The organism is Paraconexibacter sp. (assembly GCF_059438195.1).
This window is the reverse complement of sequence record NZ_JBLKKY010000028.1, coordinates 26208-51463: the sequence shown is the minus strand read 5'-3', so window position 1 is coordinate 51463 and position 25256 is coordinate 26208. Positions and strand designations below refer to the sequence as shown.

Annotated in this window: 26 protein-coding genes, 1 tRNA gene and 1 pseudogene; 7 read left to right on the top strand and 21 right to left on the bottom strand. The window is 73.7% G+C overall.

Annotation, left to right across the window (positions count from 1 at the left end):
* The 7 genes from ACME2J_RS11405 to ACME2J_RS11375 form a co-directional block, all read right to left on the bottom strand.
* Nucleotides 1–736: NADH-quinone oxidoreductase subunit G (locus ACME2J_RS11405; RefSeq protein WP_495545035.1), on the bottom strand; the 736-nt coding region annotated here is incomplete at its 3' end.
* Nucleotides 737–756: 20 nt separating this feature from the next.
* Nucleotides 757–2058, bottom strand: coding sequence for an NADH-quinone oxidoreductase subunit NuoF (gene nuoF / locus ACME2J_RS11400; protein WP_495545034.1), 1302 nt, complete (start codon nt 2056–2058; stop codon nt 757–759).
* Nucleotides 2055–2708 carry an NADH-quinone oxidoreductase subunit NuoE family protein gene (locus ACME2J_RS11395; protein WP_495545033.1) on the bottom strand — a complete coding sequence of 218 codons (654 nt, stop codon included), beginning with the start codon at nt 2706–2708 and terminating at the stop codon, nt 2055–2057. Before ACME2J_RS11395 ends, nuoF begins: the two co-directional genes overlap by 4 nt.
* Nucleotides 2705–3922, bottom strand: coding sequence for an NADH-quinone oxidoreductase subunit D (locus ACME2J_RS11390; protein ID WP_495545036.1), 1218 nt, complete (start codon nt 3920–3922; stop codon nt 2705–2707). The genes ACME2J_RS11395 and ACME2J_RS11390 overlap by 4 nt, the downstream gene beginning before the upstream one ends.
* 41 nt (nt 3923–3963) lie before the next feature.
* On the bottom strand, nt 3964–4473 hold the full coding sequence (locus ACME2J_RS11385; RefSeq protein ID WP_495545032.1) for an NADH-quinone oxidoreductase subunit C: 510 nt from the start codon (nt 4471–4473) through the stop codon (nt 3964–3966).
* On the bottom strand, nt 4466–5158 hold the full coding sequence (locus ACME2J_RS11380; RefSeq protein WP_495545031.1) for an NADH-quinone oxidoreductase subunit B: 693 nt from the start codon (nt 5156–5158) through the stop codon (nt 4466–4468). The genes ACME2J_RS11385 and ACME2J_RS11380 overlap by 8 nt, the downstream gene beginning before the upstream one ends.
* Before the next feature lie 15 nt (nt 5159–5173).
* Nucleotides 5174–5536 (bottom strand): NADH-quinone oxidoreductase subunit A, encoded by a 363-nt coding sequence (locus tag ACME2J_RS11375; RefSeq protein ID WP_495545030.1) that lies wholly within the window; start codon nt 5534–5536, stop codon nt 5174–5176.
* A 151-nt stretch (nt 5537–5687) separates the two neighbouring features.
* Here ACME2J_RS11375 and ACME2J_RS11370 point away from each other — a divergent pair, with 151 nt between their 5' ends.
* The gene (locus tag ACME2J_RS11370) at nt 5688–6143 is read left to right on the top strand and encodes a hypothetical protein (protein WP_495545029.1); all 456 of its coding nucleotides are present in this window, start codon (nt 5688–5690) and stop codon (nt 6141–6143) included.
* Nucleotides 6144–6189: 46 nt separating this feature from the next.
* Here the strand turns inward: ACME2J_RS11370 and ACME2J_RS11365 are convergent, their stop codons facing one another.
* Together ACME2J_RS11365 and ACME2J_RS11360 are read right to left on the bottom strand one after the other, a co-directional pair.
* Nucleotides 6190–6687 carry a flavin reductase family protein gene (locus tag ACME2J_RS11365; RefSeq protein WP_495545028.1) on the bottom strand — a complete coding sequence of 166 codons (498 nt, stop codon included), beginning with the start codon at nt 6685–6687 and terminating at the stop codon, nt 6190–6192.
* 168 nt (nt 6688–6855) lie between these two features.
* Nucleotides 6856–7221, bottom strand: coding sequence for a cupredoxin domain-containing protein (locus ACME2J_RS11360; RefSeq protein WP_495545027.1), 366 nt, complete (start codon nt 7219–7221; stop codon nt 6856–6858).
* Nucleotides 7222–7298: 77 nt separating this feature from the next.
* On the opposite strand from ACME2J_RS11360, the gene ACME2J_RS11355 reads away from it, so the two are divergent.
* Nucleotides 7299–7730 (top strand): c-type cytochrome, encoded by a 432-nt coding sequence (locus tag ACME2J_RS11355; protein ID WP_495545026.1) that lies wholly within the window; start codon nt 7299–7301, stop codon nt 7728–7730.
* Here the strand turns inward: ACME2J_RS11355 and ACME2J_RS11350 are convergent.
* Nucleotides 7711–8604 carry a class I SAM-dependent methyltransferase gene (locus tag ACME2J_RS11350; protein ID WP_495545025.1) on the bottom strand — a complete coding sequence of 298 codons (894 nt, stop codon included), beginning with the start codon at nt 8602–8604 and terminating at the stop codon, nt 7711–7713. The two genes, ACME2J_RS11355 and ACME2J_RS11350, sit on opposite strands and share 20 nt — an antisense overlap.
* Nucleotides 8605–8669: 65 nt before the next feature.
* The gene (gene msrB, locus ACME2J_RS11345; RefSeq protein WP_495545024.1) at nt 8670–9071 is read right to left on the bottom strand and encodes a peptide-methionine (R)-S-oxide reductase MsrB; all 402 of its coding nucleotides are present in this window, start codon (nt 9069–9071) and stop codon (nt 8670–8672) included.
* Between the two features lie 39 nt (nt 9072–9110).
* Here msrB and serS point away from each other — a divergent pair, with 39 nt between their 5' ends.
* Nucleotides 9111–10370: a serine--tRNA ligase gene (gene serS, locus ACME2J_RS11340; RefSeq protein ID WP_495545023.1), complete on the top strand. Its 1260-nt coding sequence runs from the start codon at nt 9111–9113 to the stop codon at nt 10368–10370.
* A complete protein-coding gene (locus ACME2J_RS11335; protein WP_495545022.1) occupies nt 10367–10825 on the top strand; it encodes a hypothetical protein in 459 nt (152 codons plus the stop codon). Before serS ends, ACME2J_RS11335 begins: the two co-directional genes overlap by 4 nt.
* Before the next feature lie 15 nt (nt 10826–10840).
* On the opposite strand, the gene ACME2J_RS11330 is transcribed toward ACME2J_RS11335, so the two are convergent.
* The 4 genes and pseudogenes from ACME2J_RS11330 to ACME2J_RS11315 form a co-directional block, all read right to left on the bottom strand.
* Entirely contained in the window at nt 10841–11689 is an 849-nt protein-coding gene (locus ACME2J_RS11330) for an adenylate/guanylate cyclase domain-containing protein (RefSeq protein WP_495545021.1), read from the bottom strand.
* Between the two features lie 38 nt (nt 11690–11727).
* Nucleotides 11728–12318 (bottom strand): TetR/AcrR family transcriptional regulator, encoded by a 591-nt coding sequence (locus ACME2J_RS11325; protein WP_495545020.1) that lies wholly within the window; start codon nt 12316–12318, stop codon nt 11728–11730.
* The gene (locus ACME2J_RS11320) at nt 12315–13517 is read right to left on the bottom strand and encodes an alanine racemase (RefSeq protein WP_495545019.1); all 1203 of its coding nucleotides are present in this window, start codon (nt 13515–13517) and stop codon (nt 12315–12317) included. Before ACME2J_RS11320 ends, ACME2J_RS11325 begins: the two co-directional genes overlap by 4 nt.
* A pseudogene (locus tag ACME2J_RS11315) lies at nt 13514–14847 on the bottom strand (D-arabinono-1,4-lactone oxidase). Before ACME2J_RS11315 ends, ACME2J_RS11320 begins: the two are co-directional and overlap by 4 nt.
* 97 nt (nt 14848–14944) lie before the next feature.
* Here ACME2J_RS11315 and ACME2J_RS11310 point away from each other — a divergent pair.
* The gene (locus tag ACME2J_RS11310; protein ID WP_495545018.1) at nt 14945–16180 is read left to right on the top strand and encodes a M28 family metallopeptidase; all 1236 of its coding nucleotides are present in this window, start codon (nt 14945–14947) and stop codon (nt 16178–16180) included.
* 54 nt (nt 16181–16234) lie between these two features.
* Complete coding sequence (locus ACME2J_RS11305) at nt 16235–17695, top strand: carotenoid oxygenase family protein (protein ID WP_495545017.1); 1461 nt, start codon at nt 16235–16237, stop codon at nt 17693–17695.
* Here ACME2J_RS11305 and ACME2J_RS11300 read toward each other — a convergent pair.
* Both ACME2J_RS11300 and ACME2J_RS11295 read right to left on the bottom strand, forming a co-directional pair.
* Nucleotides 17680–18966, bottom strand: coding sequence for a Glu/Leu/Phe/Val family dehydrogenase (locus tag ACME2J_RS11300; RefSeq protein ID WP_495545016.1), 1287 nt, complete (start codon nt 18964–18966; stop codon nt 17680–17682). The two genes, ACME2J_RS11305 and ACME2J_RS11300, sit on opposite strands and share 16 nt — an antisense overlap.
* Before the next feature lie 186 nt (nt 18967–19152).
* A complete protein-coding gene (locus ACME2J_RS11295; protein WP_495545015.1) occupies nt 19153–20676 on the bottom strand; it encodes a flavin-containing monooxygenase in 1524 nt (507 codons plus the stop codon).
* An 87-nt stretch (nt 20677–20763) separates the two neighbouring features.
* On the opposite strand from ACME2J_RS11295, the gene ACME2J_RS11290 reads away from it, so the two are divergent.
* The gene (locus tag ACME2J_RS11290) at nt 20764–22011 is read left to right on the top strand and encodes a PucR family transcriptional regulator (protein WP_495545014.1); all 1248 of its coding nucleotides are present in this window, start codon (nt 20764–20766) and stop codon (nt 22009–22011) included.
* On the opposite strand, the gene ACME2J_RS11285 is transcribed toward ACME2J_RS11290, so the two are convergent.
* From ACME2J_RS11285 to ACME2J_RS11270, 4 genes are all read right to left on the bottom strand, one after another.
* Complete coding sequence (locus ACME2J_RS11285) at nt 22012–22710, bottom strand: CAP domain-containing protein (RefSeq protein WP_495545013.1); 699 nt, start codon at nt 22708–22710, stop codon at nt 22012–22014.
* Nucleotides 22711–22754: 44 nt separating this feature from the next.
* Nucleotides 22755–22841 (bottom strand) — tRNA-Ser (locus tag ACME2J_RS11280).
* Between the two features lie 115 nt (nt 22842–22956).
* The gene (locus tag ACME2J_RS11275) at nt 22957–24255 is read right to left on the bottom strand and encodes an esterase/lipase family protein (RefSeq protein WP_495545012.1); all 1299 of its coding nucleotides are present in this window, start codon (nt 24253–24255) and stop codon (nt 22957–22959) included.
* A gap of 54 nt (nt 24256–24309) precedes the next feature.
* The gene (locus ACME2J_RS11270; RefSeq protein ID WP_495545011.1) at nt 24310–25239 is read right to left on the bottom strand and encodes a WD40/YVTN/BNR-like repeat-containing protein; all 930 of its coding nucleotides are present in this window, start codon (nt 25237–25239) and stop codon (nt 24310–24312) included.
* Nucleotides 25240–25256: the final 17 nt, after the last annotated feature.

The window sequence follows — 25256 nt, the reverse complement described above, 5'->3', positions numbered from 1 at the left end:
CGCGGACGGTGAAGTGGACGTTGCACTGGCCCGGGCAGAGCGTGCAGACCGAGCCGCCGCCCTCGATGTCCCAGGGCCGCGCGCGGAAGCGGTACGGGCGCGAGGTGAGCGCGCCGACGGGGCAGAGCTCGATGATGTTGCCGCTGAACGGCGCGACGTAGGGATGCCCGTCGAAGGTGCCGACGTAGGTCGCGGCGCCGCGATCGTGGAGGACGAGCTGGTAGTCCTCGCTGATCTCCTGGCTGAACCGCACGCAGCGGTAGCAGAGGATGCAGCGCTCGCGGTCGATCGCGATGAGCGGCGAGAGGGCGAGCGGCTTCTCGAAGTGGCGCTTCGGCTCGATGAAGCGGCTCTTCCCGCCGCCCCAGCCGAAGCTGATGTCCTGCAGCGGGCACTCGCCGCCCTTGTCGCAGACCGGGCAGTCGAGCGGGTGGTTGACGAGGAGGAACTCGACGACGGCCTCCTGCGCCTCCTTCACCCGCGGCGTCTGCGTGTGGACGATCATCCCGTCCTTCACGGGCGTCGAGCACGCGGTCTGGAGCTTCGGGATGCCCTCGATGTCGACGAGGCACATCCGGCAGGCGCCGACGGGGGCGCCGAGCTTCGGCTCGTAGCAGAAGACGGGGATCTCGACGTCGCCGAGCTTCGCAGCGTCGACGAGCATCATGTTCTCGGGCGCCTCGACCTCCCGACCGTCGATCGAGAAGGTGATGGTGCGCGTCGCGGGGCGGGGCATGCGTCTCCGGGATCGGCCTTCTAGGCGGCGACGGACGGCTCGGTGAGCGCGGAGTCGTCGGGGTAGGGATCGGCCTCGCGGGCGCGCTCGATGTGCTCCTCGAACTCCGTGCGGAACTTCGTGATCATCGAGGCGACCGGCATCGCCATCGCGTCGCCGAGGACGCAGAGGCAGTTGCCCATGATCTGGTCCTGGACCGAGGCCATGATGTCGAGGTCCATGGGCGTCGCGAGGCCGGTGCGGACGCGCTCGAGCATCTTCACCGTCCAGTTCGTGCCCTCGCGGCACGGCGTGCACTTCCCGCACGACTCGTGCTTGTAGAACTTCGCGAGCTTGAGGCAGACCTCGACGACCGAGCTCTGGTCGTCGCAGACGATGATCGCGCCGGAGCCGAGCATCGAGCCGGCCTTCGCGAGGGTGTCGAAGTCGTAGGGGAGGTCGAGGTCGTCGCCGGTGAGGACCGGGGACGACGAGCCGCCCGGGAACCAGAACTTCACGCTGCGGCCCTCGCCGGGACCGCCGGCGAGCCCGTAGATGATGTCCCGCGAGCTCATGCCGAGCTCGATCTCGTAGTTGCCGGGCCGCGTGACGTGGCCGGAGACGCTCACGAGCTTCGTGCCCGTCGAGTTGTCGACGCCGAGCTTCGCGTACTCGGTCGCGCCCATCTCGACGATGTGGGGCAGCGTCGCGAGCGTCTCGACGTTGTTGATGAGCGTCGGGCCCTGGTAGAGGCCCTGGTTCGCGGGGAACGGGGGCTTGAGGCGCGGGTTGCCGCGCTTGCCCTCGAGGGAGTCGAGGAGACCCGTCTCCTCGCCGCAGATGTAGGCGCCGGCGCCGCGGTGGACCCACAGCTCGAGCGAGACGCCCGAGCCGAGGATGTTGTCGCCGAGGTAGCCGGCGGCCTTCGCCTCCTCGATCGCCTCCTCGAGGATCGACGCCTGCTCGGCGTACTCCCCGCGGATGTAGATGAAGGCACGGGTCGCGCCCGCCGCGTAGGCGGCGATGATCATGCCCTCGATGAGCATGTGCGGGCACTTCTGCATGAGCTCGCGGTCCTTGAAGGTGCCCGGCTCCGACTCGTCGGCGTTGCAGACGAGGTACTTGTCCATGTCCCCGTGCGGCATGAAGGACGCCTTCGTGCCCATCGAGAACCCCGCGCCGCCGCGGCCGCGCAGGCCGGAGGCCTTGAACTCCTCGACGAGCGCCTCGCGCGGCATCGAGAACGCGCGCTGGAGGCGGTCGTAGCCGCCGCGCGCCTTGTAGACGTCGAGCGTGTTCAGGCCCGGCTCGTCGATGTTCTTGAAGAGGATCGCCTGGCTCATGAGGTGGTCGCGTTGGGGTCGACGCTCTTGCGGCGGATGAGGCGCTTCTCGGGCAGCGGCTCCGCGCCGTCGCGGATCTGCTGCACGAGGTCCGGGACCTCGTCGAGCTCGACGGGCCCGACGTAGGCGCCGTTCACCGAAGCCATGGGCGCGATGTCGCACGCGCCGAGGCACTCGAAGCCGCGGACGTTGAAGTCGGGATCGCCGTCGGTCTCGTCGAGCATCCTCTGCAGGAGGTCGTCCGCGCCGCGCAGCGAGCACGAGATGTTCGTGCAGACGTAGACCGTGTGGCGGCCGACCGGCTTCGTCTCGAGCATGTCGTAGAAGCCGGCGACGGCGATGAGGTAGCCGGGCGTGAGCCGCATGACGCAGGCGACCTGCTCGATGGCCTGCGGCGAGCACCAGCCGTGCAGGCGCTGGGCCGCGGCGAGCGCGGGGATCGAGGCGCTGCGCCGGTCCGGGTAGCGGGCCATGAGGTCCTCGATCTCGGCCCGCAGCTCAGCGGGGACGGGCGTCACCGCGGGGTCGGGGACGGCGGCGGGGTCCTTCTCGAGGTCGACGGCGTCGTCCCAGCCCGGGACGCGCGACCGCGTCGACGAGCGGGGGATCTCGCCGCTGCCGACGTGCTGGCCGTAGAGGTCGCGGTTCACCGGTCGATGCCTCCGAGGACGGGGTCGAGCATCGCGAGCGTCGCGATGAGGTCCGCGATGTAGGCGTCCTTGCACATCGGCGCGGTCGCCTGGAGGTTGACGAACGAGGGGTCGCGCATGTGGACGCGCGCCGGCTTCGAGCTGCCGTCGGAGCGCACGAAGCACGCGAGCTCGCCGCGGGGCGCCTCGCACGGGTGGTAGACCTCGCCCGGCGGGACGCGGAAGCCCTCCGTGACGAGCTTGAAGTGATGGATGAGGGCCTCCATCGACGTCGCCAGCTCGTGACGCGGCGGCAGGGCGATCTTGCGGTCGTCGACCATGAACCGCCCGTCGGGGAGGTTGTCGATCGCCTGGTCGATGATCTTCACCGACTCCTCCATCTCCGCGAGGCGGACGATGAAGCGGTCGTAGTTGTCGCCGACCGTCCCGACCGGGATCTGGAAGTCGAACTCCTCGTAGGAGCAGTACGGCATCGCCTTGCGGAGGTCCCACGGATTGCCCGCGGCGCGCAGGAGCGGGCCGGTGACGCCGAGATCGAGGAGCGTCTTCTCGTCGAGCGTGCAGACGTGCTTGAGCCGCTGCAGCGCGATCTCGTTCTTGTAGAGCATGTCGCGGTACTGGCCGACGCGCTCGGGCATCTCCGCCGTGAACTTCCTGACGTTCTCGATCCAGCCGTCCGGCACGTCCTCGATGACGCCGCCGACCTGGAAGTAGCGCGTGTGCATGCGCTGGCCGGTCGACTGCTCGAAGAGGTCGAGGACCTTCTCGCGCTCGCGGAAGCAGAACCAGAACATCGACATCGCGCCGAGGTCGAGGGCGCTCGTCCCGAGCCACACGAGGTGGCTCATGATGCGGTTGAGCTCCATGTGCGCGACGCGCAGGTACTGCGCGCGCTTGGGCACCTCGACGTCGAGGAGCATCTCCACCGCGCCGCAGTACGCGTAGGCGTTGAAGAAGTAGGAGAGGTAGTCCATCCGCTCGATGACGGGGATGACCTTCCAGTAGCTCTTGTCCTCGGCCGTCTTCTCGATGCCGGTGTGGACGTAGCCGATGATCGGCTTGAGGTCGCGGACGATCTCGCCGTCGAGCGTGACGAGGAGCCGCAGGACGCCGTGCGTGGCGGGGTGGTGCGGCCCCATGTTGAGCGTGAGAAGCTCGTCCTCGAGCTCGCCGACCGGGTGCTGCATCTCGGAGAGGTCGATCGACTCCTCCATCCGCCGGTAGGTCGACTTCGTCGACTGCGACTGCAGCTCGCTCACTTCGTCCACCCCGGGACCTCGTCCTCGTTGTAGGTGAAGAGCACCGGCTCGCCCCCGATCGGGAAGTCGCGGCGCTGGGGGTGGCCCTCGTAGTCCTCCGGCATGAGGATGCGCCGGTGGTCCGGGTGGCCTTCGAAGATGACGCCGAACATGTCGTAGACCTCGCGCTCCTGATGGTTCGCGGTCGGCCATGCGGGCGTGACGGAGGGGACGACGGGCTTCTCGGTGTGGACCCGCGTCTTGACGTTGATCCGGTCGAGGCCGGCCATGTCGAGGAGCTCGTAGTGGACGCCGAGGCGCGGCTCCTCGGGGAAGTAGTCGACCCCGTGGACGCTCGCGAGGAAGTCGTAGCCTCGCTCGCGGAGACGCTCGAGGACGTCGGGGACGTGAGGGGCGGCGACGAGCAGCGTCGCGCGGCCGCGGAAGTGGAGCGTGCCGAGGATGGCCTCGGGCAGCGCGTCGCGGAGCTCGCCGGCGACGAGCTCGAGGCCGGTCGCGTCAGGCACCGTCGCGCTCCTCGCCGGGCTTCATGACCGTCAGCTCCTGGGCTCGCCGCATGAGGTCGTCGCCCTCGTCGGGGAGGACCTCGACCGTGTCCGTCGCGCCGTAGCGGCTGCGCCAGCCGAGGCTCGGGTCGAGCTGGATCTGGGCGCGGAGCTTGAGGATCCCGTGCATGAGCGCCTCGGGCCGCGGCGGGCAGCCCGGGACGTGGACGTCGACCGGCATGAACTTGTCGGCCGGGACGATGGCGTAGTTGTTGAACACGCCCATCGACGAGGAGCACGCGCCCATGGCGATCGCCCACTTCGGCTCGAGCATCTGGTCGTAGATGCGGCGGACGACCGGCGCCATCTTGATCGAGACCCGGCCCGACAGGATGAGGAGGTCGGCCTGGCGCGGGCTCGCGCGGAACGCCTCGAAGCCGAACCGCGCGACGTCGACGCGGGCGGCGACGATGCTCATCATCTCGATCGCGCAGCAGGCGAGGCCGAACGTCGCGGGGAACATCGCGTTGCCGCGGGCCCAGGCGACGGCCTTGTCGAGCGTCGTCGTGATGATGCGCTCCTCGACGTACTTCTCGAGGTCCTCGCCCTCGAGGTCGCCGCGGAGCATGTCGCGGGCGCGGAGCTGCCGGACGCGGAAGTCCTCGGCGCTCTCGCCGGTGGTGAGCTTCTGACGAGTGACGTCCATGTGCGCTGCTCCTTCCTATCGCCACTCGAGCGCCCCGCGGCGCCACACGTACACGAGGGCGACCGTGAGGAGAGTGATGAAGACGGAGATCTCGATGAGGGCGAAGGTCCCGAGCTCCTTGAGCTGGACCGCGACCGGGTAGAGGAAGAGGACCTCGATGTCGAAGAGGATGAAGAGCATCCCGACGAGGTAGAAGCTGATCCCGAACCGGAAGTTCTTCTTGACGTCGGAGGGGAGGCCGCACTCGTACGGATCGGACTTGCTCCCGACCGCCATCTTCTTGCGCGGGCCGAACAGCGTGTTGAGGAACGCGAAGGCGAGGCCGACGACGCCTCCGAGCGCGAGGAAGACGATGGCGGGGGCGTAGGAGCGCAGCACGAACTCCGGTTCTATCAGTTTCGAGCGCTGAGCCGCGCCTGCTTGTGACACACCGTCACGAAGTGACGATCGGCACGTGCGCGAGGGCTCCGAAGCGCCTCGTCAGGTCGCGGGCGGCCGGTCGCGGCGGGGGCGTGGCAGGATCCGCGACGTGGAGTCGACCGCCCAGGTGACGGCCATCGCCGTCGCGTCCCTCAACGCCGTCGCCGGTCTCGTCGGCGCGTGGCTCTGGTGGCGCGTCGAGACGGCGAGCGTCCTCTTCTGGCGGCTCGTCCGCGTCGGGCAGGCCGCGGCGGCGGGGATGGCCCTCGTCGCGGGCGTGCTGTTCGCCTCCGGCGCCGAGCCCGAGGACGGCCTGCTCTGGCTCTATCTCCTCCTCCCGGTGCCGGTCGGCTTCGTCGCCGAGCAGCTGCGGGCGGTGAGCGCGCAGACCGTCCTCGACGCGCGCGGCCTGCAGGACGCCCAGCAGATGCGGGACCTCGACGCGGCGACCCAGCGCTCGATCGTCGTCCAGATCGTCCGCAAGGAGATGGGCGTCATGACGATCGCCGCCCTGACGATCGCGTTCCTCGCGGTCCGGGCGCTCGGGGTCACCGAGGGGCTGTAGCGCGGACCGTCTCGCCGTCGCCCCCGGGCGACGGTTTGGGTGGGGCTCAGCGGTCGAGGCAGGACGGGTCGAGGCCCGCGTAGCGGCCTCCGAAGAAGACGAGCGGCTCGCCCTCCGGGGCGACGTGGACCTCCGTCACCGCGCCGATGCCGATCGCGTGGTCGCCGCCGGGGAGCATCTCGCGCAGGTCGCACGCGAGCCAGGCGAGCGCGTCGTCGAGCACCGGGACGCCGCCCGCCTCCCGATGCGTCGCCGCCGCGAACTTCTCGTCCTGCGGGCGCTTGCTCGCGAACGCCGTCGCGACGTCCTCCTGGTCGGCGCGCAGGACGTTGACGGCGAAGCGTCCCGCCGCCTCGACGGCCGGCAGCGTCCGCGAGCCGCGGTCGAAGCAGACGAGGAGGAGGAGCGGATCGAGCGAGAGCGAGGTGACGGCGTTCGTCGTGAGCCCCGCCGGGCCGTCGGGGCCCGAGCACGTCACGACCGCGACCCCGGTCGGGAAGCGGCCGATCGCGGCGCGGTAGGAGGTCGGGTCCACGGCGGTCACGCCCGAACCGTAGTACGCGCTGCCGGAGGGAAGGGGGCGACCCGGCGCCGACCGGTGGTTGCCGCCGTTCACGACGCCGCGCGGTATGTGCAAGAGCGCGGCCGGTCGCGGGCCGGCGCCGGGTCTCGACGCCGTGATTCGACGCGGCGGGCCCGGGTCCTGCGTCGTTCAGGGCTCGGCGCCGTCGCCCACGATGAGCGTGCCGGTCTGCCCGAGATCGTCGTGGTTGCCGATCGTGCACACGAGCTCGTACTTCCCCGGCCCGAGGGTGAACGTGCCGCTCGACGACTCGCCCGGGAACATCGTGTCCTCGACCTCGCCGAAGACCTCCTGGGCCTGGCCGCGCTCGCGGTCGAGCGAGCGCACCTTGAGGTTGTGCGTGAGCTTCCCGGTGTTGGTCGCGACGAGCGTCACCTCCCCGGAGGGCACCTGGACCACCTGGGGCTCGATGCGGTACTCCGAGAGCTCGACGCGGATCTCCCCACCGGGGACGGAGACGGGATCGGGCTCGCCGTCGCAGCCCGCGAGCGCCATGGCGCCAGCGGACAGGACGACGGCCGCCCAGGACGTGGCGCGCGGTTCCGGCATCGCTTTCGTATGATGCCGCCGCCATGCGTTTTCGCGTCGTCACCGCCACCGCTCTCGCCGCCCTCGCCGCCGGAGGCCTCGCTGCCTGCGGCTCCGAGGACAACGACTTCGCGAACGCCGGCGGCTACCTCGAGCGGGGCTCCGAGCTCTTCGTCGAGCGCTGCTCCGGCTGCCACACGCTCGACGCGGTGGGGGCGAACGGCGGCGCCGTGAGCGTCAACGACCGCGAGCGCGTCGACGGCCCGAACTTCAACGTCCGCCCCGAGGACCTCGACACCGTCCTCTACGCGATCCGCAACGGCGGGTTCGGCGGCGGCATCATGCCCGAGAACATCGTCGTCGGCGAGGACGCGATGGCGGTCGCCCGCTTCCTCACCGAGGTCGCCGGCTACAAGCGCGACAGCGGCGTCCTCGGCGGCACGGACAGCTCCGACCTCAGCTCCTCCGCGCCGTGACGAGCGCGACGCCCGGGCCCTCGCCCGCGCGTCCCTCGCTCCACACCGTCGTCCCCGACCGCGTGAAGATCCTGCGGTCCTCGACGACGTAGCCCTCGAGGAGCGCGTCGAGTCCATCGTCGTCGTAGGTGCGCTGGAGCGCGTCCTCGGCCGCCTCGCCGAACGGCACGGTGAGGACGAGGACACCGCCGGGACGCAGGAGGTCGCGGGCGCGGCGCAGCGCCGCGAGATCGGCTCGCTCGCCGCCGGCGTCGTCGCCCTCGTAGTGCCCGAGGCCGAAGTGCTCGACCGAGGACAGCGCGACGGCCGCGTCGAACGGGCCGATGCCCTCCGGGAGCTCCTCGGCCCGGCAGCGGCGGAGCGTGAGGCGCGGGTGCTCGACCGGCACGCCGCGCGGGTCGACGACCTCGACGTCGAGCCCGAGCGAGGCGAGGGAGAGCGCGACCGTGCTCTCACCGCCGCCGAGGTCGAGCACGCGCCGCGCGCCGCGCGCGAGCAGGACGCCGAAGACGTAGGGCTGCTCGAGGATCCGCTCGGTGACGTGGAGGACGTCCACGCCTCCCGGCCTGTGCTGGACGGGGACCGGCGGGTTGAGGAAGAGGCCCGCCTGCGCCGCGAAGCCGTCCGGGCCGTTCGCCCAGTCGAGGAAGGTCGCGGTGCGCTCGTCGAGCGCTCCGAGGGCGAGCGGGCCCTCGTCGGGGCGGGCCTCCGGGAGGCCCTGCGCCGTGAGCGAGAGCCGCGAGAGGCGCTGGAGGTCGTCGATGCGGTCGTGGATCGTGGGCCGCGGCCCGTCGTGCAGCCCGAGGCGGTCGTCGAGGAGCGAGATGCCCCACTCCACGCGCTTGTCGAGCGCGCGGCGCAGCGGTGCGCTCACCGCGCGGGCGGTGCGGCGCGCACGGCCTCCTCGGGCGCCCATGCCGTCGCGCGCGCCGGAGGGGGTCAGGCGTCCTTCTCGAAGCCGAGCGAGAGCGAGTTGATGCAGAAGCGCTGCCCGCCGCGGTCGCGCGGCCCGTCGTCGAAGACGTGCCCGAGGTGCGAGCCGCACGTCGCGCAGAGGACCTCCGTGCGGATCATCCCGTGGCTGTCGTCGGGCCGGAGCACGACCGCCTCGTTGTCCGCCGGCTCGACGAAGCTCGGCCAGCCGCTCCCCGAGTCGTACTTCGCGTCGCTCGAGAAGAGGTGCGCGCCGCAGGCGCCGCACGTGAACGCGCCGTCCTCCTTCACGTGGAGGAGCTCGCCGCTGAACGGCGGCTCGGTCCCCGCGCGACGGAGGATCTGGTAGCGGTCCGGCCCGAGCTCCTCGCGCCATTCCTCGTCGGACTTCTGCACCTTCGGCTCCATACGACGAGCGTATCGGGCGAGCGGTAGCGTCCGGGCGCGATGCTCGATCTCAAGCTCCTGCGCAGCGACCCCGAGGGCGTCCGCGCGGCACTCGCCCGGCGCGGCGACGACGGCCGCCTCGACCCCGTGCTCGCCCTCGACGAGCGCCGGCGCGCTCTCATCCCGCAGGTGGAGGGCCTCCGTGCCGAGCAGAACTCCGCGGGCCAGGCGATCGCGAAGGCGAAGCAGGCCGGGGAGGACGCGACCGAGGCGCTCGCCGCGATGAACGACGTGAAGGCGCGCGCGAAGGCCCTCCAGGACGAGCTCTCCGGGGTCGAGGAGCAGCTGCAGTCCGCGCTCGCGACGCTGCCGAACCTGCCGGACCCGAGCGCCGCCCCGCAGGACACGGTCGTCCGCGAGGTCGGCGAGGCCGTGCAGCCGGTCGCCGAGCCGAAGGACCACCTCGAGCTCGCGGGCGCGATGATCGACATGGAGCGCGCGGCGAGGCTGAGCGGCTCGCGCTTCGCCTACCTCCGCGGCGACCTCGTCCTCCTCGAGCTCGCGCTCGTGCAGTGGGCCCTCGGGCTCCTCCGCGGCCGTGGTCACGAACCGGTCATCCCGCCCGTGCTCGTCCGCGAGGAGGCGCTCTACGGCACCGGGTTCCTCCCCGACACCGAGCAGCAGATCTACCGGACCGCCGACGACGACCTCTACCTCGTGGGCACGAGCGAGGTCGCGCTCGCCTCTCTCCACGCGGGCGAGATCCTCGAGGCCGCGAGCCTCCCGCGGCGCTACGCGGGGTTCTCCCCCTGCTTCCGCCGGGAGGCCGGCGCCGCCGGCAAGGACACGCGCGGGATCTTCCGCGTCCACCAGTTCGACAAGGTCGAGATGTTCTGCTTCGTCGAGCCGGACGCCTCCGGCGAGGAGCACGAGCGGATCCTCGCGATCGAGGAGGAGATCCTCGGGGCGCTCGGGATCCCGTACCGCGTCGTGAACATCGCGGTCGACGACCTCGGGGCGAGCGCCGCGAAGAAGTACGACTGCGAGGCGTGGATCCCGAGCCAGGGGCGGTATCGCGAGCTGACGTCCTGCTCGAACACGACCGACTTCCAGGCCCGCCGGCTCGACATCCGCTACCGGCCGGAGGGCGGGAAGCCCGCGACGCTCCACACCCTCAACGGGACGGCCGTCGCGGTCGGGCGGACGATCATCGCGATCCTCGAGAACCACCAGCGCGACGACGGGACGGTGGCGATCCCGGAGTGCCTCGTCTCGGCGGGGGCCCCGGCGGTCGTCGGTCCCGTGGAGGAGGGCGCATGACCTACACGGCCGATGAGGGGCGCCGCGAGATCCTCGATCGTCTCCGCGAGGGGATCGAGGCGCTCGGCGAGGCGCTCGCCGCGCTCGGGGAGGCCTACGAGCTCCTCGACGAGACGACGGGCGACCGCATGGAGGAGCAGCTCTTCCGGCCGCTCCAGACCGCGTCCGGGCTCGCGCAGCGCGCCCACGCGGGCTTCGCCGCCCGGCACGGCCTCGAGGCGCCGCGCGTCCCTCCGGCCGGTGCGCGGAGCCCGGCGAGCGGGATCCGGGCGCTCGTCGACGACGCGGTCGACTCCGCGCACTCCGCCGACGAGACGCTCGGCGACCTCCAGGACACGATGCTCCCCGTCGAGGTCGGCGACGAGGAGCTGCGGGACGCCCTCTCGGCCGTGCGGCGCGCGATCGCCGAGACGACGCGCAGCGCGCCGGGCTTCATCCGCACCCTCGGCCGCTGAGGCCGCCGAGGGCGCTCAGCCCTCCGTCCCGACCCGCCGGACCTCGCAGACGCGCATGTCGCGCGGGGTCCCGCTCGCACGCAGGCGCTTGCGGCGCCCGATGTCGTGCGTCTGCGGGTCGAGGCGCTCCGCGACGGCGTCCGAGACGAGGACGCGCCGCGGTCCCGCCTGGTCGGCGACCCGGGCCGCGATGTTGACGTCGACGCCGAGGTAGTCGCCGCCGATCCGGCGCGGCCGGCCGACGTGGACGCCGGCCCGGAGCTTCGGCCGGTAGCCGTCGACCTCGATCCCCGCGATCGCGTCCTGCGCGTCGAGCGCGGCGTCGACCGCGTCGTCGACCCGGGGGAAGACGGCCATGAGCCCGTCGCCGAGCCGCTTGACGATCGCGCCGCGGCGCGCGAGCACGGCTCCCTCGACGCTCACGCCCACCTCGCGGAGGAGCCGGACGGCGGACTCGTCGCCGGCGCGGAGCGTCCACGACGAGAAGCCGACGAGGTCGGTGAAGAGCATCGCGACCTCGCGGTCGCCGCGGCCGCGCCCGGCGCTCTCGGAGAGCGCCTGCCAGACCTGGAGCGCGCCGAGCCCGAGCTCGCGGAGGACCGACGGGCGGGCCGAGGAGAGGGAGGAGACCTGGCGGCCGACGACCTCGGCGGGTGCCTTGCCCGCGACGGACAGCGGGTCCCCGAAGCGATCGTCCCCGGGGAGGTGGCGACGGAGGCGCCCGGCGACCCGGAGCAGGAGCGGCTGGCTGTCGAGCGTCCGGACGGTGCCGATGGCGACGGAGAGCGGGCGAGGATCGGCCTCGGGGCTCTGCGGACCGGCGTCGTCGTGCTCGCGGTCCCCGCTGTCGTCGCCGTCGGCCATCGTCCGGATCGTACGAGAGCGCGGACCTGGGCCCGCGATCAGCGCCCGCCGCGTCGGGTGAGCGCGCCGACGACGGTCTGGATCGCCGCGGCGGTCTCCACCGGCGCCGTCCCGCCCGTGGCGAGGCGCCGCAGGGCGAGGCCGTCGAGCAGCGCGACGACGAGGGGGGCGTGGCGCGCGGCGTCCTCCTCGCCGACGCCGAGGGCTCGCAGCGCCGCCGCGGCGATGGCGTCGTAGGCGGCGACGCAGTCGCGGGCGGCGTCGCGGAGCGCGGGGTCGCGGGCGGCGTGGAGCATGAGGTCGAGCTGGGCGAGCTGCTCGGCCCGCGTCGCCTCCTCCTCCACGACCCGCGCGACCGCGCGCGCGGCCTCGGCCGTCCCCGACGGGCTCTCCGCCAGGCGCGCGCCGACGACGCGGAGCCTCTCGGTCTCGGCGGCGACGAACGCCCGGAGAGCCTCCTGCAGGAGCGCCTCCTGGCTCGGGAAGTGGTAGGTGATCGACCCCGGCGACGTGCCCGCCCGCTCGGCGACGCGCCGGTTCGTGACGCCGGCGACGCCGTCCTCCCCGGCGATCGCGAGAACGGCGTCGAGGAGCCGCCGCCGCATCGCCTCGCCGCGCGGCGCGCTCACAGGAACGTGCATCCCTCGCCGCGGTAGGTCGGCACCTCGTCGACGACGCGTCCGTCCTCGACGAGGAGGAGCGACGCGAAGCGCTCGCAGAGCTCCCCGGCCTTCGCGTGCCGCATGAGGACGCGGTCGCCGATCTCCAGCGAGCGCGCGCCGGGGCCGCGGAGCGGCGTCTGCACCTCGCCGGCGCCCTCGTCGCGGTCGAGCTCGAGGCCCTCGGGCCACCACGGACGTGGGAGGCGGTCCGGCCCCGCGGCGCCCGAGGCGACGTAGCCGCCCCCGAGGAGCGTCGCGACGTCGTCCGACGGCCGGCGCACGACCGGGAGGACGAAGGCCGCGGCCGGGCGGAGCGCGAGCCCGCGGTAGGTGTCGAAGAGGTGGCTCGCGTAGAGGCCCGACCCGGCGGTGAGCTCGCTGACCCCCCGCACGGCCGCGAGCCGGTCGAGGCTCCCGGTCCCCGAGCTGTTGACGAAGCGCAGCTGCCCGCCCTCGCCCTCGACGACGGCGCGCACGGCGTCGACGACGCGGGGCAGGCGGCGGCGGATCTCGCGCAGCGACGTCGCCTGCATCGCCCGGATCGCGCGCGAGCGCAGCGGCCTCTCCGGATCGTCGTCGCCGACGCCGGCGATGTGCCCGTCGTAGGCCATGAGGGCGACAGGTTCGACGCCCTCCGTCGCGACCGCCAGGCGGGCGAGGGCGCCCGCCTGCCGGGGCGTGCGCACCGGCGAGCGCTTGGGCCCGATGTGGACGCGGCCGCCGCCGAGACGGAGCCCGAGGTCGACGTCGAGGCAGACCTCGACCGTCGCCCCCTCTGTGCGCGCGACGTCGCCGATGCGGTGCACGTGCGCGGCGCAGTCGACCATGAGCACGGGGGCGGGCCGGCCGTCGGCGCGACGCCGCGCCACCCGTGCGATCGCCCCCGCGTCGACCGACGGGTAGGCGACGAGGACGTCGTCGATGCCCGCGTCGAGGAGGTGGAGAGCCTCGTCCGGGGTGAAGGCGAGCGCGCCGCGGAAGCCCGCGGCGAGCGCGCGGCGGGTGAGCGCGATGCAGCGGACCGACTTCGTCCCGACCCGGACCGGCAGGCCGCCCGCCCGGCCGAGGAGGACGCGGGCGTTGAGGTCGAAGGCGTCGAGATCGACGAGGGCGAGCGGCGGTTCGCGGTCCGCGACGGCGGCGAGGAGGCGGGCGGGGTCGTTCATGTCGTCGCGTCCACCGTGGAGGTGACCGGGCCGAGGACCGCGTCGGTGTGGGCGTTGCCGCAGACGCCGCCCGGGTCGAGTCGGGCGCGCACGGCCTGGAACGCGTCCCACTCCGGGTACCTCGGCGCGAGATCGGCGGCGCGCAGCGTGTGGCGCTTGCCCCAGTGCGGGCGCCCGTCGTGCGCGAGCATCACCTCCTCGACGGCGCGGAAGTAGTCCGCCCACGGCAGGCCGACGCGCTGGTGGACGGCGATGTAGGCGGTGTCGCGGCCGGCGGCCGTGGAGAGGAACGCGTCGTCGGGCGCCGCGAAGCGCAGCTCGATCGGGAACGCGACGCGGATCCCGCGCTCGGCGATGAGGTCGGTGACCGCCTCGAGGGCCGGCCGGGCCGCCGCGCGCGGGATCGCGTACTCCTGCTCGACGAACCGCACGCGCCGCGGGTGGGCGTAGACGCGGAAGCTGTCGTCGAGGTGCTCCTCGCGGGAGAGGACGCCCGCGACGGCGCGCGCGAGCCGCGGAGTGAGGGCGGGCACGCGGCGGCCGAGCTCCATCGCCGCGCCGAAGAGGCCGTTGGAGACGACCTCGTCCTGCCACAGGGCGGCGGCTCGTGAGCGCGGCGGGCGGGGGCGTCCGTGCGCGTCGAGCGCATCGTGAGGCAGCGGTCGGCGTGCGGGAAGGCGAAGACCTCGAAGTGGTCGTGGTCGTCGACGAGCGCGTCGAGGTCGGCGAGGACGTCGCGCAGCGGCATCGGCTCGTCGACGCGGTGGATGCGGAAGGCGGGGACGCACTGGATCGTCACCTCGGTGAGGACGCCGAGCGCGCCGACCGACACGCGTGCCGCACGCAGCTCCGCGCTGCCCTCCCCGCAGTCGACGATCTCGCCCGAGGGCGTCGCGACGCGCGCCCCGACGACGCGGGAGGAGAGGTTGCCGAAGCGCGCCCCGGTCCCGTGGGTCGCGGTCGCGAGCGCGCCGGCGAGCGCCTGGACGTCGATGTCGCCCTGGTTCTCGAGCGCGAGCCCGTGGGCGTGGAGGCTCTCGGCGAGCGCGCGGATCGTCGCCCCGGCCTGCACGCGCACGCGACCCGTCCCGGCGTCGACGTCGAGGATCCGGTGCATGCCGGAGAGGTCCACCTGGATCCCCTCGGTGAGGCAGAGCGGCGTGAAGGAGTGGCCGCTCCCGACGGCCCGCACGCGTCGTCCGTCCTCCGCCGCGCGGGCGAGGACGGCGGCGACCTCCGTCTCGGAGCGCGGGCGCGCGACCTCGGCGGGCCGGCACGACTCGGTGCCCGCCCACGTCGACCAGCGACCCCTCTCGGCGCGTCGTCCCATCGTCGGCTCGCCTCCTGTTCGTTCGAACGAACAAGTCCACGGTATCGTCCGCGCGACCCGTCGGCAAGACGGGCGATGAGCGAACCCAGGAGAGGCAGTGACGAGCACCCGGGACGACATCGGCGACGACGAGGCGGGGGCGACGCGCTTCGCCGCGCGACCCGACGCGGACCTCCTCCGCGGCGCGATCGAGCATCTCGCCTCCTTCGAGCGCGGCAGCGCGTCGGACGGCGAGCGTCGCGCGGCCGAGTGGATCGCTGCGGCGCTCCGCGAGGAGGGGTGCGACGCGACGGTCGAGGAGGAGCCCGCGCACGGCACCTACTGGTGGCCGCTCGGCCTCATGACGGCGGCCGCCGGGCTCGCCGCGCTGAGCGGGCGGCGGGCCTTCATGGCGGCGGCGGGCGTCGCCGCGGTGGCGGGCATCCGCGACGACGTCACCGGCGGCCGGCTGTGGTTCCGTCGCCGCGCGCTGCCGACCCGATCGTGCTGGAACGTGGTCGCGCGGACCGGCGACCCGCAGGGCACGCGCACGGTCGTCGTCGCCGCGCACCACGACGCCGCGCACACCTCGCTCCTCTTCCATCCCGGCGTCGCGCCGGCCGTGTTCGACCGCTTCCCGGCGCTGCTCCCGCTCGCCAACGACACGCCGCCTCTCATGTATCCCGTCATCGGCGGGCCCGGGCTCGTCGCGCTCGCGGGGATCACCGGCTCGCGGCGCCTGCGCGCGGCGGGCGCCGCCCTGTCGCTCGGGGCCGCGGCGACGATGGCGGAGATCGGCTCGCGCGGCGTCGTCCCGGGGGCGAACGACAACCTCACCGGCGTCGCGACGCTCCTCGGGGTGGCGCGGGCCCTCCGCGCGGATCCGCCCCGCGGCGTCCGCGTGCTGCTCGTGAGCACCGGCAGCGAGGAGTCGTTCATGGAGGGGATGCAGGCGTTCGTCGCCCGTCATGCGCCGTCGCTGCCGCCGGACAGCACGGCCTTCGTGTGCGTCGACACGGTCGGCTCGCCGCGGCTCACGCTCCTCGAGGGCGAGGGGATGCTCGCGATGAACGAGTACGACGAGGGCATCAAGGAGTACGTGCAGCGCTGCGCCGACACGCGCGGCGTCGAGCTCGTCCGCGGGCTGCGCTTCCGCAACGCGACCGACGGCCTCATCTCCCACAAGGCCGGCTACCCGACCGCGGTGCTCGGGTCGGTGACGCGCTACAAGGTGCCGGCGAACTACCACTGGCCGACGGACACGCCGGACCGCGTCGCGTACTCGACCGTCGGCGACTGCGTCGACGTCTGCACGGAGGTCGCGCGGGGGGCCGGGCGGGGCGATCCGACGTAGGTCCCGGGTGGACGGTCCGATCTGGCAACATCTGTGACCAGAATGACCTCGACCGTGCCGCACGCCCCCGCCGGCCGCATCTTCGACGCCCTCGAGGAGGAGCACGACTACGTCATCGACGAGGCGGAGGGCCGGCTGCCGAGCGAGTTGACCGGCACGCTCTACCGCAACGGGCCCGGCCGCCTCGAGGTCGGCGGGCAGCCGCTCGGGCACCTCTTCGACGGCGACGGCCTGCTGTCGATGTTCGCCTTCGACGGCCGCGCCGTGCGGTACCGCAACCGGTACGTCCGCACCCGCCACTTCCTCGAGGCTCAGGAGACCGGCCGGCCGGGGCCGCCGCTGCGCGGCTTCGGGACGCTGCGGCCGGGCGGGATGCTCGCCAACGCGCTGCGTCTCCCGGCCAACGTCGCGAACACGAGCGTCGTCCTGCACGCCGGACAGCTCCTCGCCCTCTGGGAGGGCGGGCGACCCCACGCACTCGATCCCGACACGCTCGAGACGCGGGGGGAGCACGACTTCGACGGGGGACTGCGCTGGCTCGGGGCCTTCTCGGCGCACCCGAAGGTCGACCCGCGGTCGGGCGAGCTCTTCAACTTCGGGATCGAGCTCGTGCCGTGGCCCCGCCTGCGCTGCTACCGCGTCGACGTCGAGGGCGAGATGCACCACATCCGCGACGTGCGCCTGCCCGAGCCGGTCTTCAACCACGACGTCGCGCTCACCGAGAAGCACCTCGTCTTCGTGCTCGACCCGCTCGGCATCTCCGCGCGGGCGGCCCCGTCCGTCCTCCTCGGCCGGACGACCTTCGACCGGGCGCTGCGCTTCGACGCCGACCGCGGGACGACGGTCGTCCTCGTCCCCCGCGACGGGTCGACGCCGACGGTCGTGCAGACCGAGGCGCTGCTGCACTTCCACGTCGCCGGCTCCTACGAGGACGGGGCGGACACCGTCGTCGATCTCGTCCGCTGGACCCGGAGCTGGTCCTCGCTCAGCCAGGGGCTCCGCGCCTACGACCCGGCCGACCCGAGCCGCCCGGCGGACTGGGCGTTCGGCGGCGAGCTCACCCGGCTCCGGGTGACCGCCCGCGGCCGGGTGCTGCGCGACGCGCTCACCGACGTCCCCGGCGAGTTCCCGCAGGTCGACGCCCGCCGCGGCTGCGTCGAGCACCGCTTCACCTACTTCGCGGGTCGCCACGGCGAGGCCGAGGAGGCGAACGCGATCGCGAAGGTGGACCACCGCGACGGCAGCACGCTCCTGCACGAGCTGCCCGCCGATCACGCGGTGAGCGAGCCGATCTTCGCCCCTCGCCGGCCGGACGCCGCGGAGGACGACGGCTGGCTGCTCGCCGTCGCCTACGACCCCGCGGCGCATCGCTCGCGACTGCTCGTGCTCGACGCGCGCGACCCGCGCCGGGACGCGCTGTGGGTCGGGCATCTGCGCCACCACGTCCCGCAGTCCTTCCACGGGACGTTCACCTCGCGCGTCGCCGCGCCGCGGGGCGGCTACCGCAGCGGGTGACCGCGCAGGCGCGCTGCCTCGAGGACGCGCTCGACGCCGAGGTCGAACGCCGCCTCGCGGAGGGCGAGCCCGCCGCGCGCGGCGCGATCGCGGACCGTGGCGCTCGCGCGGTCCATCGTCGCCGAGAGGCGCGCGTCGACCTCGCGGGCGGTCCACTGCTCCCGCAGGAGGCTCTGACGGTGCTCGCACGCCGAGACGACGACGCCGCCGGCGTTCGCGAGGACGCCGGGCACGACGAGCGTCCCGTCGGCGTCGAAGACCGCGTCCGCCGCGGGGGTGATCGCGCCGTTGGCGCCCTCGAGCACGAGCTTCGTCCTCCCGACGAGCGTCTCGGCGACCTCGGCGGGCACCGTCCCCTCCTTCGCCGCGGGGACGAAGACGTCGGCGTCGAGGGCGGTGACGACGTCCGGGTCGGCAGGCTCGCCGCCGGGGAAGTCGTCGAGGTCCCCGCCCTCGGCGACATGGGCGGCGAGTGCGCCGACGTCGAGGCCCTCGTCGCGTCGCACGGCGGTGCGCGAACGGCTCACGGCGACGACGCGGCCGCCCTCGGCGGCGATGTGCCGAGCCGCCCACAGCCCGACGTTCCCCGCCCCCTGGACGGCGACGGTCGGCGTCGCCGGCAGGCCCGCCTCGTCGCGGAAGGCGCGGAACGCGAGGGCGAGGCCCCGGCCGGTCGCGGCCTCGCGTCCGTGCGACCCGCCGAGGCCGACCGGCTTCCCGGTGAGCGCCGCCGGCCGGAGCGGCCCGCGCTCGGCGAGCACGTCCGCCATCCACCCGAGCGCCTCCTCGCCGATGCCGCTGTCGGGCGCCATGACGTTGAGGTCCTCGCCGACGAGCGGCGCGACCGCCTTCGTGTAGCCGCGCACGAGCCGCTCGAGCTCGGTGCGCGAGAGCTCGGACGGGTCGATCGCGAGCGCGCCCTTCGCCCCGCCGAAGGGGAGATCGGCGAGCCCGGTCTTCACGGTCATGAGCTGCGCGAGCGCGCGCACCTCGTCGAGGGACGCGTCCGCCGCGAGCCGCACGCCGCCCTTCCCGGGCCCGCGGAGCGTCGAGTGCTGGACGCGCCAGCCGCGGACGGCGGTGATCGACCCGTCGTCGCGCTCGAGCCGCACGCTCACCTCGAGCGCGCGCTCCGGCTCGACGAGGAGCGAGGCCGCCCCCGGGTCGAGCCCGGCGCGCTGTGCGGCGCACCGGAGGTGGTGCTCGGCGATCGACGCGAGATCGGTCGCGTCCGTCGCCTCCGTCGTCAGGTCGTCGGTCGTCGTCGCCACGCGGGGCGGGTACCCGAGGCAGCGCGCCGTCTCACCTCGACCGGCGGTCCTGGCGCGCCGCACGCGATCCCCGACGCCCCTGACGTTCCTCACGCCAGGCGTGAGGAACGTCAGATCGGCTCCCTGCAGCTCGCCTGCCGCTGGACCTGCGGCGCCCGCGAGCGGCCGGGAGGAGTTACGCGGCGGTCATGCCGCCGCGAGCGGGCGCTCCTCCTCGGGCCGCGAGAGGGCCTTCGACGAGCGGAACCGCAGGCCGCCGTCCTCGAGCTCACCGCGGCGGATCGCGCGGAGGTCGAGCGGGTAGTTCATGTTGAGCTTCCACGGCGCCGCCGAGCCCTGCTTGGGCAGCTCGTCGAGCGCCCGCAGGACGTAGCCCGCCTGGAAGTCCATGAACGGTCCCCGCTCCATCTCGGGGTCGTCGACGACCGGGACGGCGATGTCGGTCCCCGTCTCGTCCATGTGGTTGATGACGCGGCACGCGTACTCGCTCACGAGGTCGGCCTTCAGCGTCCACGAGATGTTCGTGTAGCCGATCGTGTAGATGAAGTTGGGGATGTCGCTGAGCATCATGCCCTTGTAGGCCGTCGTGTCGGGGAAGTGGACCTTCTCCCCGTCGACGACGAACTCCGCGCCGCCGAACAGCTCGAGCTGGAAGCCGGTCGCGGTGACGATGACGTCGGCCTCGAGCTCGGTGCCGTCCTGGAGACGGACGCCGGTCTCGGTGAAGGTGTCGATGTTCCCGGTCGCGATCGACGCCTTGCCCGACCGGATCGAGCGGAAGAGGTCGCCGTCGGGGACGACGCACAGGCGCTGGTCCCACGGGCCGTACTTCGGCTTGAAGTGCGTGTCGACCTCGTAGCCCTCGGGGAGCATCTTCTTGTTCACCGCGCGGATGAGCTTGCGCATCGCGTTCGGGAAGCGCTGGCTGAGGCGGTAGTTCGCGGTGAAGAGCGCGACGTTCTTCCAGCGGATGATCGGGTAGCTCACCTTGTCGGGGAGGCGGCCCAGCAGCCGCGCGACGGGGTCCTTCTCGGGGATCGGGAGGATGTACGTCGGTGAGCGCTGGAGCATCGTCACGTGCCCCGCGCCCTCGTCGGCCATCGAGGGGACGAGCGTCACCGCGGTCGCGCCCGACCCGATGACGACGACCTTCTTGCCCTGGAAGTCGAGGTCCTCGGGCCAGAACTGGGGGTGGACGACGTCGCCGCGGAAGCGCTCGCGGCCCGGGAACTCGGGGGTGAACGCCTCGTCGTACTTGTAGTAGCCGCTGCAGCCGAGGAGGACGTTCGCCGTGAGCGTGACGGCCTCGCCGGTGTCGGTGCGCTCGCACTCGACCGTCCAGCGGGCGTCGGGGGACGACCAAGAGGCGCGGACCACCTTGTGGCCGAAGCGGATGTGCTGGTCGATGCCGTTCTCGCGTGCCGTCTCGGTGACGTACTCGCGGATGGCGGGCCCGTCGGCGAGCGCCTTCGTGCCCGTCCACGGCTTGAAGCGGTAGCCGAGCGTGTACATGTCCGAGTCCGAGCGGATGCCCGGGTAGCGGAAGAGGTCCCACGTGCCGCCGATCGCGTCGCGCGCCTCGAGGATCGCGTAGCTCTTCGTCGGGCAGCGGTCCTGCAGGTGCCAGGCGGCGCCGATGCCGGACAGGCCGGCGCCGACGATGAGGACGTCGAGGTGCTCGGTCTCGGGGGTGGTGGTGTGCTCGGCCATGCGGTCTCCTCTGCGACTGGTCGTTGAAGGGAACTGTACGCACGGTCAGTTGGAGGATCGACGGCTGCTCGCCTAGCATTCGTCGCCGTGGGTGTGCAGCCGCACAGCGAGAGGCGCGTGGACGAGGTCATCCGGCGCATCGCCGCGCGTCTGCGCGACGAGGAGTTCGAGCAGCTCGTCGAGGCGATGAACCTCGCGGCGCTCGAGGCGAACCCCGAGCTGGGGGCCGACGTCACCCTCGCCGCCGAGGCGATCGCGAGCAACCGCGCCAACGCGGTCGCGCTGCTCGACCGCGCTCGCGACGACCCGGCCACGGGCACGCCCACCGAGCCGCCGCCGGAGGCGATCGACGTCGCGCGGACCCTCGTGCGACGCGGCTTCGACCTCGGCCCGCTCCTCGGCGCCTACCGGCGGGCGCAGAACGTCGCCTGGCAGCACTGGATGGCGAAGGCGAGCGAGGAGGCGGCCTCGCGGGAGGAGCTCGTCACCGTCCTCGAGAGATCCTCGGCGCTCCTCTTCGGCTACGTCGACACCGTGCTCGCGCGCATCCTCGACCAGGTGCAGCAGGAGCGCGAGGAGCTGCTCGGCGGCGCGCTCGCGCGGCGCCGCGAGACGGTGCGCCTCCTCCTCGACGGCGCGCCGCTCGACACCGGGCGGGCGAACACGCACCTCGGGTACGACCTCGACCGCCGCCACCTCGCGCTCGTCGTCTGGGCGATGGGCGGCGAGGTGCCGCAGGGCGCGCTCGAGAGCACCGCGCTCGCCGTCGCCCGCGCCGCGGGCTCCACGCGGCCGCTCACCCTCGACGCCGGGGCCGCCGCGCTCTGGGCGTGGTGCGCGGTCGCGGACGCGCTCGACGTCGCCGCGCTCCGCGACGCCGCCGAGTCCGCGCCGGCGGGCGTGCATGTCGCCGCCGGGACGGTCGAGGGGGGCCCGCTCGGCTTCCGCCTCAGCCACGAGGCGGCGCTCGAGGTGCAGCGCCTCGTCGCCGAGTCCGCGGCGACGACCGAGCGGGAGCCGGCGCTCGTCGCCTTCCGCGACGTCGAGCCCGTCGTCCTCGCGACGCGCGACGAGGAGCGGGCAGGGCGCTTCGTCGCCGTGACCCTCGGTGCGCTGGGCGCCGACGACGAGCAGGCGGCGACGCTGCGCGAGACGGTCCGCGTCCACCTCGCCGAGGGGGGCAACGCGCCGCGTGCCGCGGAGCGGCTCCACGTCCATCGCAACACGGTCCTGCAGCGCGTCGCTCGTGCCGAGGAGCTCCTCGGGCGCGAGGTCACCGAGGACCGCCTCGGCCTCGCCCTCGCGCTCGAGATCGCGCACTGGCGTGGCGTCTGATCAGCGGGTCTGGGCGGCGCGGGCCGCGGCGCCGGTGACGCCGAAGACCTGGGTGATCGTCGCTCCCGCCGGACGGTCGGAGGGCATCGCGGCGACGACGCCGATGCCGATCTCGGCGAACGCCGGGTTGAGGATGTTCTCGCGGTGCGAGGGGCTGTCGAGCCAGCCGCGCATGATCCGCGCTGGCGTCGCCGCGCCGCGCGGGGCGGCCGCGATGTTCTCGCCGACGAGCCAGCTCTCGTTGGACGGGACCCAGCCCGCGTCGCGCACCGCGCGCGTCACCCTGCTGTCGCCGGGGCCGTCGTGGCCGAAGTAGTCCTCGTCGGCCATCGCCCGCGAGCGGTCCGCGGCGGCGCGGGCGAGCCGGTCGTCGATCGCCAGCTCGGCGAGCCCCTCGCGGCGGCGGACGGCGTTCGTGAGGCAGACGAGCGTCCGCTCGGCCGCGTCGGTCGTCTCCGCGGTCATCGACTCGCGCGCGCCCGCGCAGTCCTCGTCCCCGGGCACCTGCGGCGGCTCGCCGGCCGGACGGGTCGGCCTCGCCTCGCCCGCGTCGCCGGACGCGTTCGGCCCCGTCCCGATCTCGATCGTGATCGTCTCCGTGCCGCCGCTGAGCGTGTCGGCGATGTCATCGCCGCACCCGGCGAGCACGAGGGCGAGGCCGACGGCGAGAGGGGCGAGGAGGGGCAGGCGGAGCGGCATGTCCCCGGTCCGGTACCCGGTCGGCGCGCCGGCACGCGCTGCAGCGGAGGGGGCGGGATTCGAACCCGCGGTCCGCGTTGACGGACTCCGGTTTTCAAGACCGGTGCATTCGACCGCTCTGCCACCCCTCCGGGGCGTCGCGCGCACAAGCGTACGCGGCGCGCCGCGCATTGTTCTCGCTTCGCGGGAAGGATGCGCGGCAGCGCAGCCGCGTGCGCCCGTCCGCCGACGTCGCCGCCGCCGCCGCTACGCGAGCCAGTCGCGGACGAGGCGGTAGACCTGCGGGTCGCCGAGCAGGTCGAAGTGCGAGAGGCCGCGGAGGTGCGCGCGGTGCTCCGACGCGACGCCCAGGTCGTGGCGCCCGTGCGACCCCGAGGCGGAGTCGAGGCGAACGAGGAGGTCACCCATGGCCCCGCCGGCGACGCCCGGCCAGAGCGTCGCGGCGATCGCGTGGATGCACACGTGGGGCGGCGTCGCGAGCGCGGTCCGCGTGTCAGTGAGGAGCGCGTCCGGGTCGCGGTCGCGCCAGTGCTCGGCGGCGACGTGACCGAACCGCAGGTCCTTGATGCCCACCGACCGCATGTCGAGGATGGAGGCGAGCGGCGCCGCCTCGGGAACGAGCCGCAGGACGGACGAGGCGAGGTTGACGCCCTTCTCGAGCGGCGCGCCGTGGTGCGGCGTCCCGAGGCAGACGACGTGCTCGGCCCGCTCGACCCACGGGTGCCCCGCCTCGTCGGCGACGTGGACGGCGGCGCGGGCGACGAGGCCGCCCATCGAGTGCCCGATGAGCGCGACCTCCTCGACCTCGCACGGCCAGCACTCGGTGAGCGAGTGGAGCAGCGTCGCGAGTCGCGCGCCGTTCTCGCTGATGCGCAGGCCGCTGTTGAAGCGCACGTCGACCGGGGTGAAGTCGAGGTCGCTCCGCAGCCGCTCGGCGAACGGGACGACCGGACCCACGCCGTGGTTGCGCGGCCGCAGCCACCAGGCCGCCTCCGTCTCGCCGAGGCCGTGGAGGAACACGACGAGCCGCGGGGTCGCCGTGGGGTAGGCCTCGCGCAGCCCGTCGGGGGTCGGCGGGACGTCGCGGGCCCGGCGGCGCGCGGCGAGGTTGATGGCGAGCGGGCTGCCCTGCGCCTCGAGCTGGTCGCCGAGGAGCCCGTTGACGGCGGCCCGGGCCGCGGCGCCCTGCGTCGTGTCGCTGAGCGCGCGGGCGTCGTCGTCGGTGAGTCGCGCGACCGTCGCCGCGACGGCGCGGACGGCGGCGGTCCCCGCCTCGCGGACGCCGGAGTAGATCGTCCCGGCGACGGCGTCGTGGACGCTGCGCACGGGCGAGGCGGCGGCGCCGATGGCCTCGAAGGCGCGCGTCGAGACCGCGTTGTGCAGCTCGGCGACGCGCTCGGTGAAGACGTCGACGGCGAGGGCGCCGAGGTCGCCGATCGCGCGCAGCTCCTCGGGGCGGGTGACCTCGGGGCGCTCGCGGGGTGCGACGAGGTCGCTCGTGCCCGCCGGGACCAGCGCGGTGGCGGGCGGGTCCGTCGGCGGCATCGGGCGAGGGTAACACCGTCCGGTGGCACGGTCGACGGACGCCGCGCGCGTCCGTCACGGCGTGACGACGTCCTCCCAGAGGCCGCCGCCGTCCGTCGAGGTGACGATGCGCCCGTCGGCGAGCGCGAGGTCGAGGCGCCCGTCGCCGCGGTCGAGCAGCCGGGCGGGCACGCCGCCGACCGAGCCGACCTCGCGCGAGGACCGCCCCTCGTCGTCGCTCGCCGAGATCGTGCCGTCGGCGTGGGCGACGAGCAGCGGGCCGTCCTGCGGCCAGGCGAGGCGCATCCCGTCGCCGCCTGCGAGCGCCCTCCAGGTGCGGCCGCCGTCGGTCGAGCGGTGCAGCTCGCCGTCCTCGGTCGAGATGACGATCGTCTCCGGGTCGTCCGGGTGGACGGCCATGTCGATGACGAGGCTGCGGGGCGTCACGCGCTCGTCGAACGTGCGACCGCCGTCGCGGGAGACGAGGACCGCGCCGACCACCGCGTCGTACGCGTAGAGGCGCCCGTGGCGCTGGATGATCCGGTGGAGGTCGGACTCTCCGAGGCGCGAGACGACCTCCCACGTCTCGCCGCCGTCGGTCGAGGAGAGGAGCCCGAGGAACTCCGGCAGCGCGGAGGTGTCGGGGTGACCCGAGCCGAGGAGCCGCCGGCCGCCGTCGACCGGGACGACGTGGAGGAACGAGCCGACGGGCGCCTCGCGACTCGGCGTCACGACGCGCGAGGCGACCTCGCGGATGCGTCCGGCGTCGGGGTCGATGCGGTAGAAGCCCGTGTTCGTCGTGAGGAGGTACTCGCCGGTCGACGCGTCCACGGCGAAGGCGTTGACGGGCGGCTCGTCGCTGTCGGGGTCGACGAGGCCGACGTCTCCGGAGGCGGAGGCGGCGGATGACGCCGGGGACGGGGCGGCGGCGTCCTCCGACCCGCATCCGGTGAGGAGCGAGGCGGCGGCGAGGACGGCGAGCAGCGCGAGTCGGCGGGCGGTCACCGCGCAAGGATCGTCGA